This is a genomic window from Vibrio sp. TAP-3B, from assembly GCF_057784735.1.
Genome location: NZ_CM173496.1, coordinates 600724 through 616373, shown reverse-complemented (window position 1 = coordinate 616373; position 15650 = coordinate 600724). Strand labels below are relative to the sequence as shown.

The window sequence follows — 15650 nt, the reverse complement described above, 5'->3', positions numbered from 1 at the left end:
AAAGGTCAAAACACATGCCTAAAAGCCAAAATATCAACCAACGTATGTCCATCGTGGCATTGGCTTGGCCGATACTTGTCGAAATTTTGCTACGGACGGCTTTGGGAACCAGTGACGTATTCATGTTGAGTAGTTACTCAGACAAAGCGGTGTCTGCGGTAGGGGTAATTACGCAGTTAACCTTTTTCTTGATCATCGTATCGACATTTGTGAGTAGCGGTACGGGTATTCTGATTGCGCAATATAACGGTGCTGGTCGTGAGAAAGATTCCGTCAATGTTGGTGTCGCCAGTATCGCATTGTCCGTTATTGTCGGCATATTCTTGAGTGTGCTTGCGGTGGGTGGGGCGGTGTTCTTCTTGCCATATTATGGATTAGAAGCGCAAGTTGAGCAGTACGCGCGTGAGTATTTACTGATCAGCGGTGCGATGACGTTCAACGTCACCATCGGTATAGTGTTCACCACGATTTTACGCAGTCACGGTTATTCGCGCTCACCGATGGTGGTTAACTTGATCTCTGGTGTGTTCAACATCGTGGGTAACTATATTGCTCTTTATCAACCATTTGGTTTGCCAGTTTACGGCGTTGAAGGCGTCGCCGTTGCGACGGTGATTAGCCAAGCGATTGGGGCACTCTTACTGGGTGTGATTTTGACGCGAAGCAACATTGAATTGCCCATGTCGACGCTCAAGCAAATACCCAAAGACGTGTACAAACGAATCCTTAAAATCGGTGGTATGAACGCGGGCGAAGTGCTTTCCTACAATATGGCACAGATATGTATTGTCTACTTCGTGGTACAAATGGGTACCTCGTCTCTGGCGGCGTTTACCTACGCTCAAAACATTGCGCGTTTGTCGTTCGCGTTTGCATTGGCGATTGGTCAGGCTGCGCAAATCCAGACCAGTTACTACGTCGGAAAAGGTTGGGTCAGTAGCATTCTAAAACGCGTGCAGATCTACTTCTTGGTCGGTTTTGCCGCATCAACCGTGGCGACGTGTTTGATTTATTTGTTCCGTGAAGAGATTCTCAGCGTGTTCACCGACCAACCAGAGATCTTGGCTTTGGCGGGAGCGCTAATGATGGGGTCTATCCTTCTAGAAGCGGGACGCGTGTTTAACTTGGTCTTTATTTCGGCGCTAAAAGGTGCAGGTGATATCAAATTTCCCGTACAAATGGGCATTCTGAGTATGTGGGGGTTAGGTGTGGTGTTCTCTTATGTTTTCGGTATTCATATGGGCTACGGTGTGCTTGGGGCATGGATGGCGATTGCTCTGGATGAATGGGTACGCGGTATCATCATGGCGAGACGTTGGCGCTCACAGGTGTGGACTCAATTTAAGGTGAGTTAAGCCTAGCGTTTGAATGATGATACTAAAAAGGCACGCTAACTGGTGCCTTTTTGCTATCGGAGGTTTGGGGCAGGATGACGTTAGTTTAAAACGCACACTGGGCTTGGAATCGCATACGCTCTTTGCTGTATGGGTGATCCAGTTCCAACCTCTCGGCATGTAAGTGCAGGCGGTCGGCTTTTTCGCCATACAAACCATCGCCAACCATTGGCAGGTTTAAGCCCATGTGGTGGGCACTGTGTACACGTAATTGATGAGTACGACCTGTTTTAGGGTACATGTACACCTTACTGTGGCCATTTTGGACGTCGATGAGTTGCCAGTCAGTTTCTGCAGGTTTGCCGTGTTCAAAGCAGACTAATTGACGCGGGCGATCGTCTGGGTCGCCTCGCATTGGCAGTGAAATTGTCCCTTCGGGCTGGGTTAATTCACCTTCTAACAACGCTATATAACGTTTTTGTACCTCACGTGAGATGAATTGCTTTTGCAGGCTTTTGTTCGCACGCTTAGTTAAGGCAAACACCAAAATACCGGATGTTGCCATGTCGAGCCGGTGGATGACGAATGGCCCTTCCACATCGGTAAACATCGCTTGCAGGCGTGTGTACGCAGAATCTTTAATGGTTTTACCCGGAACCGAGAGCAAGCCAGAGGGCTTGTTGACCACGACCATAGCCTCGTCTTGAAAGATAATTTCCAGTGTCTTATCTTCTGCCCAATTTTTTGCCAATGGGTTCGGTTCAACGTCCAGTCCCTGCAACATATGGCTTAGAATAGGCTGGCACTTGCTGTGGCATGATGGGTAGAACTTTTTGTGTTGGCGAACTTCCGATTTTGGCGAGACACCCCACCAAAACTCCGCCAAAGCTAAGGGTTTAAACTGGTGCTTAAACGCGTATTGGAGCAGTTTCGGCGCTGCGCACTCGCCTGCACCAGCTGGTGGCACGGGGGTAGTTGTGTCGGCGAAAATATCGACCAAGTCACGTGTTTCCCCTTGACCATTGAGGAAGCAATATTGCCGGTGCAGTTTGTGCTGCAAAGCGTTAGAAAGTGCTTTGCGTTGCTCTTTACACTGTGATAATTGCAGTTCCAACTCCGCCAAGCGTGTCTCTTTAATCGAGAGTTTTTCATCCCAGACTTGCTTTAAATACTTAAGCGTATTTTTCTCGGCGACACTTTGTTTCGCCAAGTCGTCAAGTAAGGTTTTGAGCGTATCGGGAGTGAGCGTTTGCTTCGCCTGTTGGCGTTGCTGTTTGCGATTGGCTCGGCCTTCAATCATTATTTGGCGCTGCGCGAGTTCTTTTTGCTGATAGGTCGCTCGGTCAGCGTGAATTTGCGCTTTGAGATCGGCAAGTTCAGGGTTCGCTGCGCAGGTTTTGTATTGAATGTTCGCGGCGTTAATGGCGTCGGTTTCTGCGCGGAAAAATCCTTGATCAGTCAACATGTCATACACAGGCGGAACAAAACCTGGCAGCAAATTTTGATCCGCTATTTTGCCTGAAAATGCACTCAGAAACCCGAGTTGTCCTTGTGGGTTTTCAACCACAAGGACGCCAAACATTTTGCCTCGTCCTGCCTCCTCGTGATGCAAACCAAAATCATGGTTGAAATCAGTTTGTGTCAGTAGATGTTGTTGCAGTTGCTCTGCCGCCAACACACACAAGGGATGAGGCGTGTAGTAGAACGGAAACGTAAACAACATTGGCAATGCATAGCCAGAAGTATCTGCAGTAAAACGAGTAAAACAATGTTCAGGCGAGTGCATGAGGCGTTATCCGAGCGAGTAAAAAAATAGAGCGAGGATTGTACCTGTTTGAGTCAGGATTGCCATGCTGGCTTTAGCGAACGTAGTTGGCGGTTGCGCTAACTAAAAAGTGCTGCAATTTCCCGTCTGACGTTTGTACCCACAAATCATTGTGGTATTGGTAGATACGGCCATTAATGGTGGCAGACAAGGTATTGTCACCCGTTTTTTCCATGCGAATAAATTGATCCGATGTGACTAAGAACGGCGCTTGCTCTTCAATGCTTTGGCCTGTCGCCAAGATGAAGTAGCCGAATCGGTTGCCTGCATCAGGGTCGGTTGAGTAGATTCGATGCCCTACCAACGTGTAGTGATCACTGAGCGCTTGCTCAAGCGTTTTCTGCCCTATGGTTTCGTGTGATGGGATAAATACCCAAGCCAACACACCAGCGGCTACAACTGCCAGTAGAAGCAGTACCTGAACGAACTTTCTCATGATAAATACCGTTTAACGTTGAAATTTCACATGTGCTTATCCGCTATGCGAATAACAAAGTCAATACGGATAGTGGTTTTGTCGCGTGTTTTTATCCAGCTGTGATTCACAAATACTCAGCCTTAAAACCAAAAAAGCCAGCAAAGAATATCTGCTGGCAAAGTTTTTGGGCTTCTAGGGTTTTGTTTTCTTTCTTGTCACTCTATTTCCGGTCACGTATGAAGGCGCGGTGTCTCGGTGTGTTTTCAGGGAAGAAAACACCGCACCGTGCGCTTTGTGTACAAAAATCTGGCGTTAATCTTGTTTGCGAATTAGGTAATCAAATGCGCCTAAGCTTGCTTTTGCACCTTCTCCCATCGCAATGATGATCTGCTTGTATGGTACTGTGGTTGCGTCACCGGCTGCGAAGACACCTTCTAGGCTGGTTTCACCACGGCTACCGACTTCAATCTCGCCGCGATCAGATAGGGCTACTTCTGAATCTTTTAACCATTCGGTGTTTGGCACCAGACCAATTTGGACAAAGATACCTGACAGTTCAATCTCTTTGATTTCATCTGTGTTGCGGTCTTTGTATTTCAAGCTTGTCACGCGTTGGCCATCACCGACCACTTCGGTGGTTTGCGCCATCGTGATGATGTCGATGTTGGGTAGTGAGTTTGCTTTATCAATCAATACTTGGTCTGCGCGCAGTACGTCAGCAAATTCAAGCACGGTTACATGCTCAACAATACCTGCTAAATCGATAGCCGCTTCGATGCCGGAATTACCGCCACCGATAACGGCGGTTTTCTTGCCTTTGAATAGCGGTCCGTCACAGTGTGGGCAGTACGCCACGCCTTTGTTGCGGTACGCTTGCTCACCCGGAACGTTCATTTCACGCCAGCGTGCTCCTGGGCTTAAGATGACGCTCTTACTCTTTAGCGTTGCGCCGCTTTCAAGTTGGATGTGAATCAAGCCATCGTCTGTGTGCGCTGCGCCCATTAGTTTCTCAGCTTGTTGCTCAGTCACCACGTCTACGTCGTATTCTTTTAGATGCTCGGCTAGGTCTGTTGTTAGCTTGGGACCTTCAGTACGTTTTACCGAAATGAAGTTCTCGATTGCCATGGTGTCCATCACCTGACCACCGAAACGTTTTGCTACGACACCCGTGCGAATGCCTTTACGCGCTGCGTACAATGCAGCCGCGCTACCACCAGGGCCACCGCCGACCACCAGTACGTCGTATGGGGCTTTTTCGCTGAGTGCTTTGGCTGCTTTCTCGCTCGCGCCGTCATCGACTTTGTTGAGGATTTCAGTCAGAGACATACGACCTTGACCGAATAGCTCGCCGTTCACGAATACGCTTGGTACGGCCATGATGTCGCGTTGCTTCACCTCATCTTGGAATAGTGCACCGTCGATCATGGTGGCTTTCACTTTCGGGTTGATCGCCGCCATCATGTTGAATGCTTGAACCACGTCTGGACAGTTTTGGCACGACAGTGAAATGAACACTTCAACTTCCAACTCTTTATCTAGCGCGGCGATTTGTTCAATCACTTCCGGCTCTAGTTTGATTGGGTGACCACCAGAGTGCAGCAGTGCCAATACCAGTGAGGTAAATTCATGCCCCATTGGCAAGCCTGCAAAGCGAAGTGCTGTGCCTTTAACTGGGTTGGTGACCGCCATTACTGGTTTACGTGCGCTTGCGTTGTCGTCACGTTCAACGGTGATGAAGTCGCTCATCTCTGCGATTTGGTTCGCAAGAGCAAGAATGCCATTCGATGCTTTGCTTTCATCTAGACTAACCACAAGACGAACGTCTTCTTTTACATTAGCCAGATATTGTTTGAGTTGTTGTTGGATAGCTTGGTCTAACATCGTTGTTAATGCCTTAATTTAAATGGTTACTCTGGATAAAATCAGTAGAGGGAGAGCAATCCGGGCAGAAGGTCGTCAAGGTATCTACCCAGAGTGCTCTCTTAATTAATTTCTATTTGTAGATTGGATCAGCGTTGTCGAATCGGGATTAGATTTTGCCGACTAGGTCTAGAGAAGGCGCGAGTGTCTCTTCACCTTCTTTCCATTTTGCTGGACATACTTCACCTGGATGCGCGGCTACGTACTGAGCGGCTTTCACTTTACGCAGTAGGTCTTCTGCGTCACGACCGATACCTTCAGCAGTGATTTCCATTGCTTGGATAGTACCTTCTGGGTCGATGAGGAACGTTGCACGGTCTGCAAGACCTTGACCTTCACGCATCACACCGAAGTTGTTGGTGATGTTGCCTGTTTGGTCGCCAAGCATGTAGTACTGGATTTTGCCGATGGTGTCTGAGCTATCGTGCCAAGCTTTGTGAGTGAAGTGTGTGTCTGTTGATACTGAGTACACTTCAACGCCGCGTTTTTGTAGCTCTTCGTAGTGGTCTGCTAGGTCGCCTAGTTCTGTCGGACATACGAATGTGAAGTCTGCTGGGTAGAAGAAGAATACCGCCCATTTACCGAGAACATCTTGTTCTGTTACTTCAACGAATTCGCCGTTTTTAAATGCAGTTGCTGTAAATGGTTTGATTTGTGTATTAATCATTTTTTACTTTCCTCAAAATGTTTGGGTGAGCAGTTCTTTGCTTTCGGAAAGTATATTCGCATCCAGTTGAGTTTAAATAAAATCACTTGTAGCTATCCTATTGATAGCTAATTCCTATCTTTTGGGATAGGGAATGCCGAGGTTTGCAGCTGGTGTTGATAGGTGTTGTTCAATAGCCAGTCAGCTCGATATAGCCAGTACCGAAATGAGACCCCTTAATGATCACGGGCCCTTCCCAGTAAAGGACAGACAATGGCATTTTGGCTTTTGGATTCAGCGCCGAGATAGTGAGCTCAACTTGTTGGCTTGGAATTGAAAGGTACCATTCGGTTGGGTAATCACGGTCTTGAATTTTTGTATGCGTGGTGGCCTGCAAGCTGATATCACTTTGTGGAATGGCGGTTCCCGTCCCCTCTTGACGCATCAATCTTGCGTGTGAGTAACTTGCTTGTCCGGTTTTTGAATCACGAAGCTGGAAGACCACTAAGCGGGTTTCATCGCTTAGCCTTAACGCAAACCAATCCCAGCCTTGTTGTGAGTCGAGCAAGAACTGCGAGCTCCATTCTCTGTCTAGCCAGCCTTGGCCCGATACCCGATGAGTTTTACCATCCATAGTGACTTCGCCTGTGACATCAATAAACGGCTGGCTGTAGTAATACGACGCGACCTGACCATCGGCACTTTTGGCGCTGTAGCCTTGCTCGCCTTGTTTGTGGTAAGGCGCATCACTGGTTAGCGTGAGTGAGTAGCCAAATTGGTCGGAGTTAACGCTGAGCGTGGCAGGGAAAAGATCCTCAGTAGAAGACGTCCATTGCCAATCATCAAGATAAACACGAAATGGAGAGGCGTCCACACCAGCAAGGTCGGCTTGAGCCCGAGACCATTTTTCATCGGCGTAGTGTTTGTCTGGAGTGGTTACGGCGCTGTGTGCCATGTAGATTTGCTGGCTTTGCCATACGGTTTTCTTGGCCTCGCTGTCACGGTTTTTCGGTGCGGCGGCGAAGCGGAATTGTGTCCATTGCACACCAAGTGGATTGCCTACTTCATCGGTCAAGTTAGCGGTTAAATACCACCATTCATGGCGAAAATCGGGATGCGCTTGATGGTCGGCTGGGAAGGTGAGCTTAACTCCCTTTATTACGGGGGTGAATTGTTCGCGCTCGGTGTGTGCTTTACTGCCACCTAATAACGTCCCCATGTTTTGCGGTTGCGGTTGTGGTTCATCGCATGCAAAAAGGGAAAAAGCGCAGAAGATAACAGTGAAAATTCTAATTAGAACATTCATCACAATACCTCACTCTGTAAGCTGGAAACGACGGGTTTGCTCACCAAGCGCCATAGTGGAAGCAAGGTAGCCATGACCGCAACCAAAATGGTGATGGCGACAATACTTAAGGCGTCACTCCAGTTCCACAGGTAATTCAAGCTCCACCCAAAGGCGCGCAAGGTGACGATATCCGTCAATACATAACCCACCATGGCACCAAGGGGGAGGGCGACAACCAAAGTGAAGCTGACCAAAGCCACGATTTGTACAACAACCATGGTCATTAATTTTTGGCGGCTCACGCCAAGTGCATACAACTTTGCAATCGCGGCTTTACGCGCGTCAAGCAACATAAAACAGGCGCTGAACAAACCAATCACGGCCACCATTAAAGTCACGCCATTGAGTGCACGGGTGATGGCAAAAGTTTGTGAGAAGATGTCTAAAGCGATGGATTTGATTTGCGCTTGGTCGTATAGCTGACTTGGGTGCAAGTTCAATTGCTGACGTAGCTGGTTGTACACTTTCTCCTGATCGCCAGAGACTTTAATCCCAAGGCTCGTCGGTAAGTTGGTAAAGCCGCTCTCTCGCCACAGTTTAGGAGCAAGCAATATTTCACCATTAGGAGAGCCATAGTCGTGGAAAATAGCGCCAACAATCAGCGTGTTGTTTTGTAGTCCGTCGAGTTTTAATGCACTGCCAAGTGATAAATCAAGCTTCACGGCCGTGGGTTCACTAATCGCGACGAATTCGCCTTGATAAAAGCGTTGCCAGAATTGAGGAAGGTGCGATTGAAACACCATAGTTTGCTCTAGGGTGTCTTTATCTTTAGTACCAAGCTGGACCGGTAAACCTTGCAAGTTATCATCGACATAATACTGCTTGTAAACGGTCTCAACGTTGTCGAACTGCTCCAGAGCGCGCTCAACGTTTGCGATGTCACCTTGTGAAGGACTGACGTAAATATCCGCATGCAGCCTTTGTGCTAACCATTGATTTAAGGTCGATTCAAAACTGCCGACTAGAGTGTTCATGCCCATGTTCGCGGTGACCGCAAGCAGCAATGCCATCATGGCGAGCGAGAGTGGAGAAATCAGTTCACGTAGCTCAGCAAACAGGTATTGCACCAACCCTGATGTGCTGTGTTGTTCGCTCCAATGGGTTAATACGCTGAGGGTTTTCGGTAGATACAAAGGAATTGAGACCACCAACGCACCAAGCCATGCCATGGTGAATCTATGATGCTCACTCAACCACAAACCTGCCATTGCTAGCACGGTGAGCACAATGCCAATTACAAACAGTTGATTTTCGTTGGATGTTTCTGGCGCTTGATAAAAGCCGCCATGAGAAGAGAGCGGCTGACGGACTCGCTGGTTAAAGTGCTGCCAACAAGCGAGCAAAGTCGCGGCTAAAGTGAGCAATAGCGCTTGTGCCCACCATTGCCACTGCCATGTTCCCGGGAGCAGAGTGGCACCATAAAGTTGCTCAAGCGTAAGCGCAACCGTTGGGTGTAGCCAATGGCTGAGCTGTATGCCTAACACGAAACCAAGTGAAGCACCAAACGTCACCAGAATGGCGAGTTCAACTAGCAATGCAGAGAAGATAACTCTGGGCGTCATACCTGCTTGCTGGATTTGCACTAACAGTCGATTACGTTTGAGCAAGCTGTACTTCACGCCATTGTAGGCGATGAACAGGCCAACCAAAAACGCCAGCAAACTCATAGCAGTCAGGTTGAGATGAAAGCTCTCGGTCAAAGAGCCAAGGTCTGCACTTTGATTGTTGGTTATCCATTGTCCTTGATTGCCAATCAACTTTTTCCATTTTTTCGCTGAAGCGGAATCCGATTCAAAAACGGCGATATAGCTCAGCTGTCCACGTTTGTTAAGGAGCTGCTGGGCGAAGCCAATGTCCATCAACATTCGACTGCCCAGTTGCCACTCATCTGGCAGCACCACGACTTTTGTTTTGATTTCATCCAGAGTCAGAGTTTCCGCTGCACCAAGGTTTTGGTGTTGGGACTGACTCATCATCACAATCGGTTCACCAGCCAATAGTTGAGGCAGAGGCAAGGCGTTATTAAACAGAGAGACATTTTGTTGGTTGTCGGTGGAGTAGCGAGATCTGGAGGTGAGTGCCGCTATCAATTCACTGCCTTGTACTGACCAGCGGCGACCTTGCTCATCCCTGACTCGCCCTTCAATTACTGGCAATGAGGCACTTAACCCATTCTGCCTTGAGGAGAAGTAGAGTGATTCAGGTAAGTAGCTCTGCCCTGCTGGTGGAATAATGAGGTTTTGTGCTTGCACGCTAAGTTGCTCTGTAGATTCGGTATAACTGCGTTTAGCATTGAGGTTGATGGCTTGCACCGCGACAAATAATGTCACTGCTAGCACGATACCAATCAAAATCGCTGCAGCTTGCAGTGGTGCTTGCCGATAATGTGAGGCAAACAAATTCAGTGCTAGCTTGGTGTGGATGAATCTAGTTTGAATCATGGCGCAGCTCGTGGTTGCGTGTTTCTTGCTCACGACCTAGATGACCATTTTTAAGGTGGAATTGAGTTTGCATAAATCCGGCACATTTTGGACTGTGAGTGACGAGCAGAACCGCGGTTTTTCCTTGGGTCGTGATTTCGCTCAGTAATCTCATTACCTCCAATCCGGCTTTTTGGTCGAGGTTGCCGGTCGGTTCATCGGCTAACAACAGTTTGGGTTGGTGGGCTAATGCTCTAGCGATAGCAACCCGCTGCTGTTGACCGCCAGAAAGTGTGGAGACATGTCTATCGAGTAGAGCGTTGATGTCTAGCGTTGCCACCAAATAGTCACACCATTCATTCCACTTTTGCTGATTCAAATGAAGTGGAAAGACAATGTTCTGTTTGACGTTTAACGGAGTTAACAGATTGAATTGTTGGAAGATGACACCGAGCGTTTGATGGCGAAAGCGACTCCATTGCGGGTCTTTCCAAGCCGCCGTGTTTTCTCCATCTAGCCATAACTCACCACTTGAGAGAGGTTCGAAGCCTGCAATGACATTGAGTAGTGTGCTTTTTCCGCTGCCACTTGCTCCCGTTAATGCCACGCTTGCGCCGCTCGCAAGAGTAAAGGCGACATTGTCCAGCACACGGTGTGTCTCCTTGCCATCGATAAAGCTTTTGCTGGCACTTTTGAGTACGACAAGTGAGCTTTCCATTTCCTCTCCTTGCATCTAATTGATGTGTGTCTTTTGGCAGTTTTCTATCTATAAGATTCTAGACAACAAATTGAAAAAGATAGCGATTTACATCGACTTCCTGACAATTTTCCTCAGAGGAATAAGGTATGGATTAGTGGGTTGAGAGGGGCAGGCATTAAAAAGCTCGAGCGAGACTCGAGCTTGTAGCGTTGGATTCTGTGTGGTCAACTTACACGTAGTACGCTGATACTTCGCCTTTTAGTTTGATAAGCATTGGGTTACCGAAACGGTCTTTAGCTTTAGGAGACGCGATTTTTACCCAACCTTCACTGATACAGTACTCTTCTACGTCTGTACGTTCTTTGCCGTTTAATTGGATACCGATTTGGTGCTCAAAGCATTCTTTTACAAAAAATGGGCTACGTGAGTTACCCGCTAGGCGATCTGGTAGGGTTGGCTTTACAGTGTCGTTCATTTTATAACCTGATTCCGTAACAAAAGTGCGCCATTGTAGACAGTGCGCGACTACTGTTCAAGGAATCTTAGAAGGCGTAATGGGGAAGCATTTTGAGATTAGGAAAAAGTAAACGCATTTTAACTTGTACAATAAAAGATTAGCCAGAACGTGCTTGCAGGTTTAAGACATTGTACTCGCTATAAATGAAGTGGTGGCTGTCTTTCTGTTTTTCACCACACACGGATTATTTTTTAAACTGATGATGGAGGCGCGTTTATCGTGGCGTTTTAAACACCTTTTCGGTTTGTTGGAATAATCATTGGCGACTGGGGCTAATCACTCAAATTGATTTCGTGTCACTGCTTTTCTCTTTCCCAGTCAAATGGGTCGAAAATATTACGTATTTCACGCTTTATTAATCTGAACCAATTAATTCGTATTGTTTAACTCTGATTTAGATTGCGGTCATGTAATTCGCGGTAGCAGAAATTCGCTTCTATAGTTTTCTATCAAAGAGAGAGTAAGGAGTGGCAAATGATAAAAGTGATCATCACGGGGTTGATAACAGCGTTGGTATCTGTGAGCGCGCTTGCAGGTGAGGGCGTGATAAAGATAGCGAGTATGCATACAGTAAAGGACACGGCGGATAAGTTTGTTGCCATCGCGCAAGAAAAAGGTTTGAACGTATTTACTCGTATCAACCATCAAGAGAATGCCGCGAAAGTGGATATGACGTTAAGGCCAACCGAAGTCATTGTGTTTGGTAATCCGAAAGTGGGCACGCCACTGATGCTCTGTGCGCAAGGAGTAGCGCTCGATTTGCCGCAGAAGGTGTTGGTGTATGAAGATGTTGATGGAAAAACTTGGCTGACATACAACGATCCGATGTACTTGAAGCAGCGTCATCATATTAAAGGGTGTGATCAGGTATTGAGCAAAGTTCGTGGTGTGTTGGGTAAGGTAACGAGCGCTGCGACGAAGTAACCTCTATGAGTTTATGAGTTGGGCTTAAACGAGGACGTTTTTAGAAATAGTGGAATATCGCTGACTCATGGAAAAGTCTTGATTATTCCACTCATGCGCGCCCACGCTTACGGTAAAACTATGTAGACACCACAATCAATCTCGATGCTTGCGATGTGTTGCTCGTTCTGGCGTACAACTCTAACCAACGGCGGAAGTGGTTTGTGTGCGTACTGGGGCTTGGTCAAATGCGATGAAAGTACTCAGAAAAGCGCCAAAGTAAAATAAATTAAAATAATCCTTTACTTATGGTTATTAAAAGACGATTATAATACCCGCTCTGTTGTTCAGAGTTATTAAATGATACATCAAGTCGTCAAAGTAAAACCCTCAGAATTTCCTCGTTGTAATCCTTAGTGTTTCCCCTTAACTTCATAGATACATTAAATAATTCAAGCTTCTAGTGCAAAATTTAGCTATTTAATTTTATTAATTATAAGGGACACTACATGTCTAACAAAACAACTGGTTCTGTAAAATGGTTTAACGAAACTAAAGGTTTCGGTTTTCTTACTCAAGACAATGGCGGTGCTGACGTATTCGTTCATTTCAATGCTATTGCATCTGAAGGCTTTAAAACTCTAACAGAAGGTCAAAAAGTGACTTTCGAAGTAGAGCAAGGTCAAAAAGGTCTTCAAGCTTCAAATGTTGTAGCTGCATAAGATTTAAAGTAGGCGCAAGTGGTATATTTACCACTTGCGCCACTTCTTTCTGCGTGAAAACTATTTATAACACTCTTCGAAAATCTCCAACATTTCCTAATGCCTCTTGTGTATTTGTCGTTAAGTTTCTGATTTAATTCGTTTCATTATAAATAAAACCTACTTAATCTCATTGTATATAAACGTTAAGTATTATTTTCGCTTTTATACTGGTGAGGTGTAATTTAGACAACGTTATGTCACGTTATCTGAATTGAAACGATTACTTTCACAATATAAATACCTACAAATAAGTATAAATCAAAAAATAGAGATGTGATTAAATTTCAGCGGTAAAGATATAGTGCTGACATTACTGTTGCCGAACCTAGAATTCAGTGATTTTTCGATTTCGAATTGGATGGTGCAGATAGCCTGTCTAAGAATGTTGTTATAGCGATATAGTTTATTTATCTTAAAAGATGTTAAAAGAGGAACAAAAATGAAGAAGAATAAAAAACAGGAAAAACTTCGACAAAAAGCGTGGAAAAATGGCGGTGAAGCAAGATTCGCACAGATGGTGAAAGAATATCATAATGCTAAAGAAAACTTAGCTTCCATGCCAGAAGGTACTGCTGAGTATACTAAACAAAAAAAACACTGTGACTCTTTGTTTGCCAATGCCGAACGTTTCTTTACCAACAACCAATAAATCTACTATTTATTGATTATCAGTAGAAAACTTAACGTTGTCGCATAAATCGTATATATAACTCAGCCCTAAGTGAGCTTTCTCATTGCTTTTATTATGATGTAAGCCTCACCTTCCCTCTACTTTCACTTTGATATTCCCTCCTCAACTTAATTGATTTTTTGATGTAGCATCCCTGCTTATCAAAATTTTCTGTTTTACTATCAAGTCTTTCCCTACGCCGTTTCTGATCACTAACTTGTTGTGATTAATACTATTGCTCAGCAGGCTCCTCTGCATCAAAACCGCCTAAGATATTGCTAAGCGTAACCGCCGTAAATACCACAATTACTATCGATAGATGCCACGCTTGACTCAAGCCCAATTGCACCAGCGTCAAACTCACCAGTGATGACACCACCATTTGTCCACCACCAGACATGGCCGCTGCCGCACCAGCTCGCTTCTTGTATGGCTGCATCACCATGGTTTGAGCACAAGGGAGAGCAATGCCGTTGCCTAGGATCATCAATAGTTGCCCTAACATTAAATACAACGGTTCGAGTGGGCAGAAAAATAACCATAACGCAGCGCTAATGTGTAAAACCGGAGTGCAGAGTAGCATTCTCTTATTGCCGATAATCGGTCTAACTCGGTTACAAATTGTTGTGCCGCCTAACATCCCAAGAGCAGGAATTAACGCCCACATCGCGTACTGGTCAGAAGTCATACCGATTTGGTCTTGCATAATGAACGGCATAACGGACACTGTTGTGATCATCAAGCTGAAATTTAACCAACTGATGCTAGCAAAGCTCATGAAGTAACGTGAGGTGAGTAAATCACGATATTGACGGAGCATACGGCGGGGGGAAGGAATCGCTGAACGGTGTGAGATGGTTTCTGTAAAACGAAAGGCGATGATCAACCAGGCAAGTGCCACGTAGCCGAGCAGTGATATAAACACCATACTCCAGCCGAAATGGAAGTTAATAAAGCCACCTATCACTGGGGCGATGAGAGGCGTAATTGACGCAGCCATGGCGATGTATGACATGGCAACCGGTAGATCATTACCACTAAACCGATCTCGAGTTGAGGCTCTGGCAAGTACTGCACAGCAACCGGTTCCTAAGCCTTGTAAGAAGCGTCCCCAAACCATCGCTGTGAAAGTTTGACTCCAGAAAATGATCATCAACAAGCCAGACATCGCGATAAGTAAACCTGTTAATAGGACTTTTTTACGACCTAACGCGTCAGATACGGGCCCATAAATGAATTGTGAAGGACCAAAACCAAGTAAGTAGATACTGACGAGCAACTGAGCTTGATCCAATGAAATAGAAAAGTCTTTCGCTATCCAGGGAAGAGAAGGCATGACAAGGCCCATACTCAACTGACCGACGCTGATAATCAGACAGGCGAGTAAGATAGAACGAAAGTTAATCGGGTGACTCATGATGGGTCACCATCGGCATGCCCCTTTTGTCTGCGTGTTCTGAGGCAGCCTTCATCATCTACGTCATGCAACTTTGCTTTAACTCGCTTCACGGTAGAGAGACTAACGTCACATTGTTGTGCGACACTTTGCAACGTGTAGCCCTCCAGTAGCATTGTTGCAATATGTTGATGTTTGGTCTTGTTTGCTGGGCGGCCACGAAACTTTTTCTTCCACACTTCTGGTTGTTGCTTTAGTGCTTTGCGCCCTTGTTCGGCCGCAAACAAACGGTGTTGAGTTTGTATTTGTCCGTATCCAGATAGCAAAGTAAGTAGGGTCTGGGTTTGAATCGAACTAGGTTCAAACGTGAGTGGTTCGCAGACGGTTGTGAGTGTTACGCCCTTATCCAATAGGCTTTTAATCGTCTTACGTGCTTGGCTAAAGTCACGACTAAACACGGTTAACCACCACATCACGATGGTATCGCCAGTTTCAACGGTATTCATCAATCGTTGAAAGGCCTCTCGCTCAGATGGGGGGATACAGCCACGCACTTGATCCTCGAAATGCTGTGCGTCAGGCACGAAAGCTTGCAAAGCAGCAAGGTGTTCTTGATAAGCTCGATTATGCGGGGAATAGCGCGTGTAGAGATAGGTGGTCATCGTGCTTCTCTTTGGCTTGGTTCATATACTGTAATGGCTCATAAATATACAGAGGTTCATTCATGCTTACAACACCAAATGCGCCAAAAAGAACAATGCATGCCTTATCTTCACATTGAGAGGAATA

Annotated in this window: 14 protein-coding genes; 4 read left to right on the top strand and 10 right to left on the bottom strand. The window is 46.1% G+C overall.

What is annotated here, in order from left to right; all coding sequences use genetic code 11:
• Window positions 1–14: 14 nt before the first annotated feature.
• Window positions 15–1355, top strand: a complete 1341-nt coding sequence (locus tag AC3D28_RS17240) for an MATE family efflux transporter (protein WP_488536112.1) — start codon at window positions 15–17, stop codon at window positions 1353–1355.
• A gap of 85 nt (window positions 1356–1440) precedes the next feature.
• Here AC3D28_RS17240 and AC3D28_RS17235 read toward each other — a convergent pair whose 3' ends face one another.
• From AC3D28_RS17235 to AC3D28_RS17200, 8 genes are all read right to left on the bottom strand, one after another.
• Complete coding sequence (locus tag AC3D28_RS17235) at window positions 1441–3120, bottom strand: RluA family pseudouridine synthase (protein WP_488536111.1); 1680 nt, start codon at window positions 3118–3120, stop codon at window positions 1441–1443.
• A 73-nt stretch (window positions 3121–3193) separates the two neighbouring features.
• On the bottom strand, window positions 3194–3595 hold the full coding sequence (locus AC3D28_RS17230; protein WP_488536110.1) for a hypothetical protein: 402 nt from the start codon (window positions 3593–3595) through the stop codon (window positions 3194–3196).
• Between the two features lie 294 nt (window positions 3596–3889).
• A complete protein-coding gene (gene ahpF, locus AC3D28_RS17225; protein ID WP_488536109.1) occupies window positions 3890–5458 on the bottom strand; it encodes an alkyl hydroperoxide reductase subunit F in 1569 nt (522 codons plus the stop codon).
• A 148-nt stretch (window positions 5459–5606) separates the two neighbouring features.
• A complete protein-coding gene (gene ahpC / locus AC3D28_RS17220) occupies window positions 5607–6164 on the bottom strand; it encodes an alkyl hydroperoxide reductase subunit C (RefSeq protein WP_488536108.1) in 558 nt (185 codons plus the stop codon).
• 169 nt (window positions 6165–6333) lie between these two features.
• A complete protein-coding gene (locus tag AC3D28_RS17215) occupies window positions 6334–7449 on the bottom strand; it encodes a lipocalin-like domain-containing protein (protein ID WP_488536107.1) in 1116 nt (371 codons plus the stop codon).
• Window positions 7449–9932, bottom strand: coding sequence for an ABC transporter permease (locus tag AC3D28_RS17210; protein WP_488536106.1), 2484 nt, complete (start codon window positions 9930–9932; stop codon window positions 7449–7451). Before AC3D28_RS17210 ends, AC3D28_RS17215 begins: the two co-directional genes overlap by 1 nt.
• Window positions 9919–10629 (bottom strand): ABC transporter ATP-binding protein, encoded by a 711-nt coding sequence (locus AC3D28_RS17205; protein WP_488536105.1) that lies wholly within the window; start codon window positions 10627–10629, stop codon window positions 9919–9921. The genes AC3D28_RS17210 and AC3D28_RS17205 overlap by 14 nt, the downstream gene beginning before the upstream one ends.
• 211 nt (window positions 10630–10840) lie before the next feature.
• Window positions 10841–11086 carry a DUF3297 family protein gene (locus AC3D28_RS17200; RefSeq protein ID WP_098414364.1) on the bottom strand — a complete coding sequence of 82 codons (246 nt, stop codon included), beginning with the start codon at window positions 11084–11086 and terminating at the stop codon, window positions 10841–10843.
• Between the two features lie 516 nt (window positions 11087–11602).
• On the opposite strand from AC3D28_RS17200, the gene AC3D28_RS17195 reads away from it, so the two are divergent.
• The 3 genes from AC3D28_RS17195 (at window position 11603) to AC3D28_RS17185 (ending at window position 13444) form a co-directional block, all read left to right on the top strand.
• Window positions 11603–12052, top strand: a complete 450-nt coding sequence (locus AC3D28_RS17195; RefSeq protein WP_488536104.1) for a DUF302 domain-containing protein — start codon at window positions 11603–11605, stop codon at window positions 12050–12052.
• Window positions 12053–12540: 488 nt separating this feature from the next.
• Window positions 12541–12753, top strand: coding sequence for a transcription antiterminator/RNA stability regulator CspE (gene cspE, locus AC3D28_RS17190; RefSeq protein WP_098414362.1), 213 nt, complete (start codon window positions 12541–12543; stop codon window positions 12751–12753).
• 481 nt (window positions 12754–13234) lie between these two features.
• Window positions 13235–13444, top strand: a complete 210-nt coding sequence (locus tag AC3D28_RS17185; protein WP_098414361.1) for a hypothetical protein — start codon at window positions 13235–13237, stop codon at window positions 13442–13444.
• 253 nt (window positions 13445–13697) lie between these two features.
• Here the strand turns inward: AC3D28_RS17185 and AC3D28_RS17180 are convergent, their stop codons facing one another.
• Both AC3D28_RS17180 and AC3D28_RS17175 read right to left on the bottom strand, forming a co-directional pair.
• Entirely contained in the window at window positions 13698–14882 is a 1185-nt protein-coding gene (locus tag AC3D28_RS17180; protein ID WP_098414360.1) for a multidrug effflux MFS transporter, read from the bottom strand.
• Window positions 14879–15523, bottom strand: a complete 645-nt coding sequence (locus tag AC3D28_RS17175) for a recombinase family protein (protein WP_488536103.1) — start codon at window positions 15521–15523, stop codon at window positions 14879–14881. Before AC3D28_RS17175 ends, AC3D28_RS17180 begins: the two co-directional genes overlap by 4 nt.
• Window positions 15524–15650 lie beyond the last annotated feature (127 nt).

Coding starts and splice junctions, on each gene's coding strand:
- AC3D28_RS17210 (WP_488536106.1), bottom strand. CDS start 9,932: ATGATTCAAACTAGATTCATCCACACCAAGCTAGCACTGAATTTGTTT.
- AC3D28_RS17230 (WP_488536110.1), bottom strand. CDS start 3,595: ATGAGAAAGTTCGTTCAGGTACTGCTTCTACTGGCAGTTGTAGCCGCT.
- AC3D28_RS17200 (WP_098414364.1), bottom strand. CDS start 11,086: ATGAACGACACTGTAAAGCCAACCCTACCAGATCGCCTAGCGGGTAAC.
- AC3D28_RS17205 (WP_488536105.1), bottom strand. CDS start 10,629: ATGGAAAGCTCACTTGTCGTACTCAAAAGTGCCAGCAAAAGCTTTATC.
- AC3D28_RS17180 (WP_098414360.1), bottom strand. CDS start 14,882: ATGAGTCACCCGATTAACTTTCGTTCTATCTTACTCGCCTGTCTGATT.
- ahpF (WP_488536109.1), bottom strand. CDS start 5,458: ATGTTAGACCAAGCTATCCAACAACAACTCAAACAATATCTGGCTAAT.
- AC3D28_RS17185 (WP_098414361.1), top strand. CDS start 13,235: ATGAAGAAGAATAAAAAACAGGAAAAACTTCGACAAAAAGCGTGGAAA.
- AC3D28_RS17175 (WP_488536103.1), bottom strand. CDS start 15,523: ATGACCACCTATCTCTACACGCGCTATTCCCCGCATAATCGAGCTTAT.
- AC3D28_RS17195 (WP_488536104.1), top strand. CDS start 11,603: ATGATAAAAGTGATCATCACGGGGTTGATAACAGCGTTGGTATCTGTG.
- AC3D28_RS17235 (WP_488536111.1), bottom strand. CDS start 3,120: ATGCACTCGCCTGAACATTGTTTTACTCGTTTTACTGCAGATACTTCT.
- ahpC (WP_488536108.1), bottom strand. CDS start 6,164: ATGATTAATACACAAATCAAACCATTTACAGCAACTGCATTTAAAAAC.
- cspE (WP_098414362.1), top strand. CDS start 12,541: ATGTCTAACAAAACAACTGGTTCTGTAAAATGGTTTAACGAAACTAAA.
- AC3D28_RS17215 (WP_488536107.1), bottom strand. CDS start 7,449: ATGAATGTTCTAATTAGAATTTTCACTGTTATCTTCTGCGCTTTTTCC.
- AC3D28_RS17240 (WP_488536112.1), top strand. CDS start 15: ATGCCTAAAAGCCAAAATATCAACCAACGTATGTCCATCGTGGCATTG.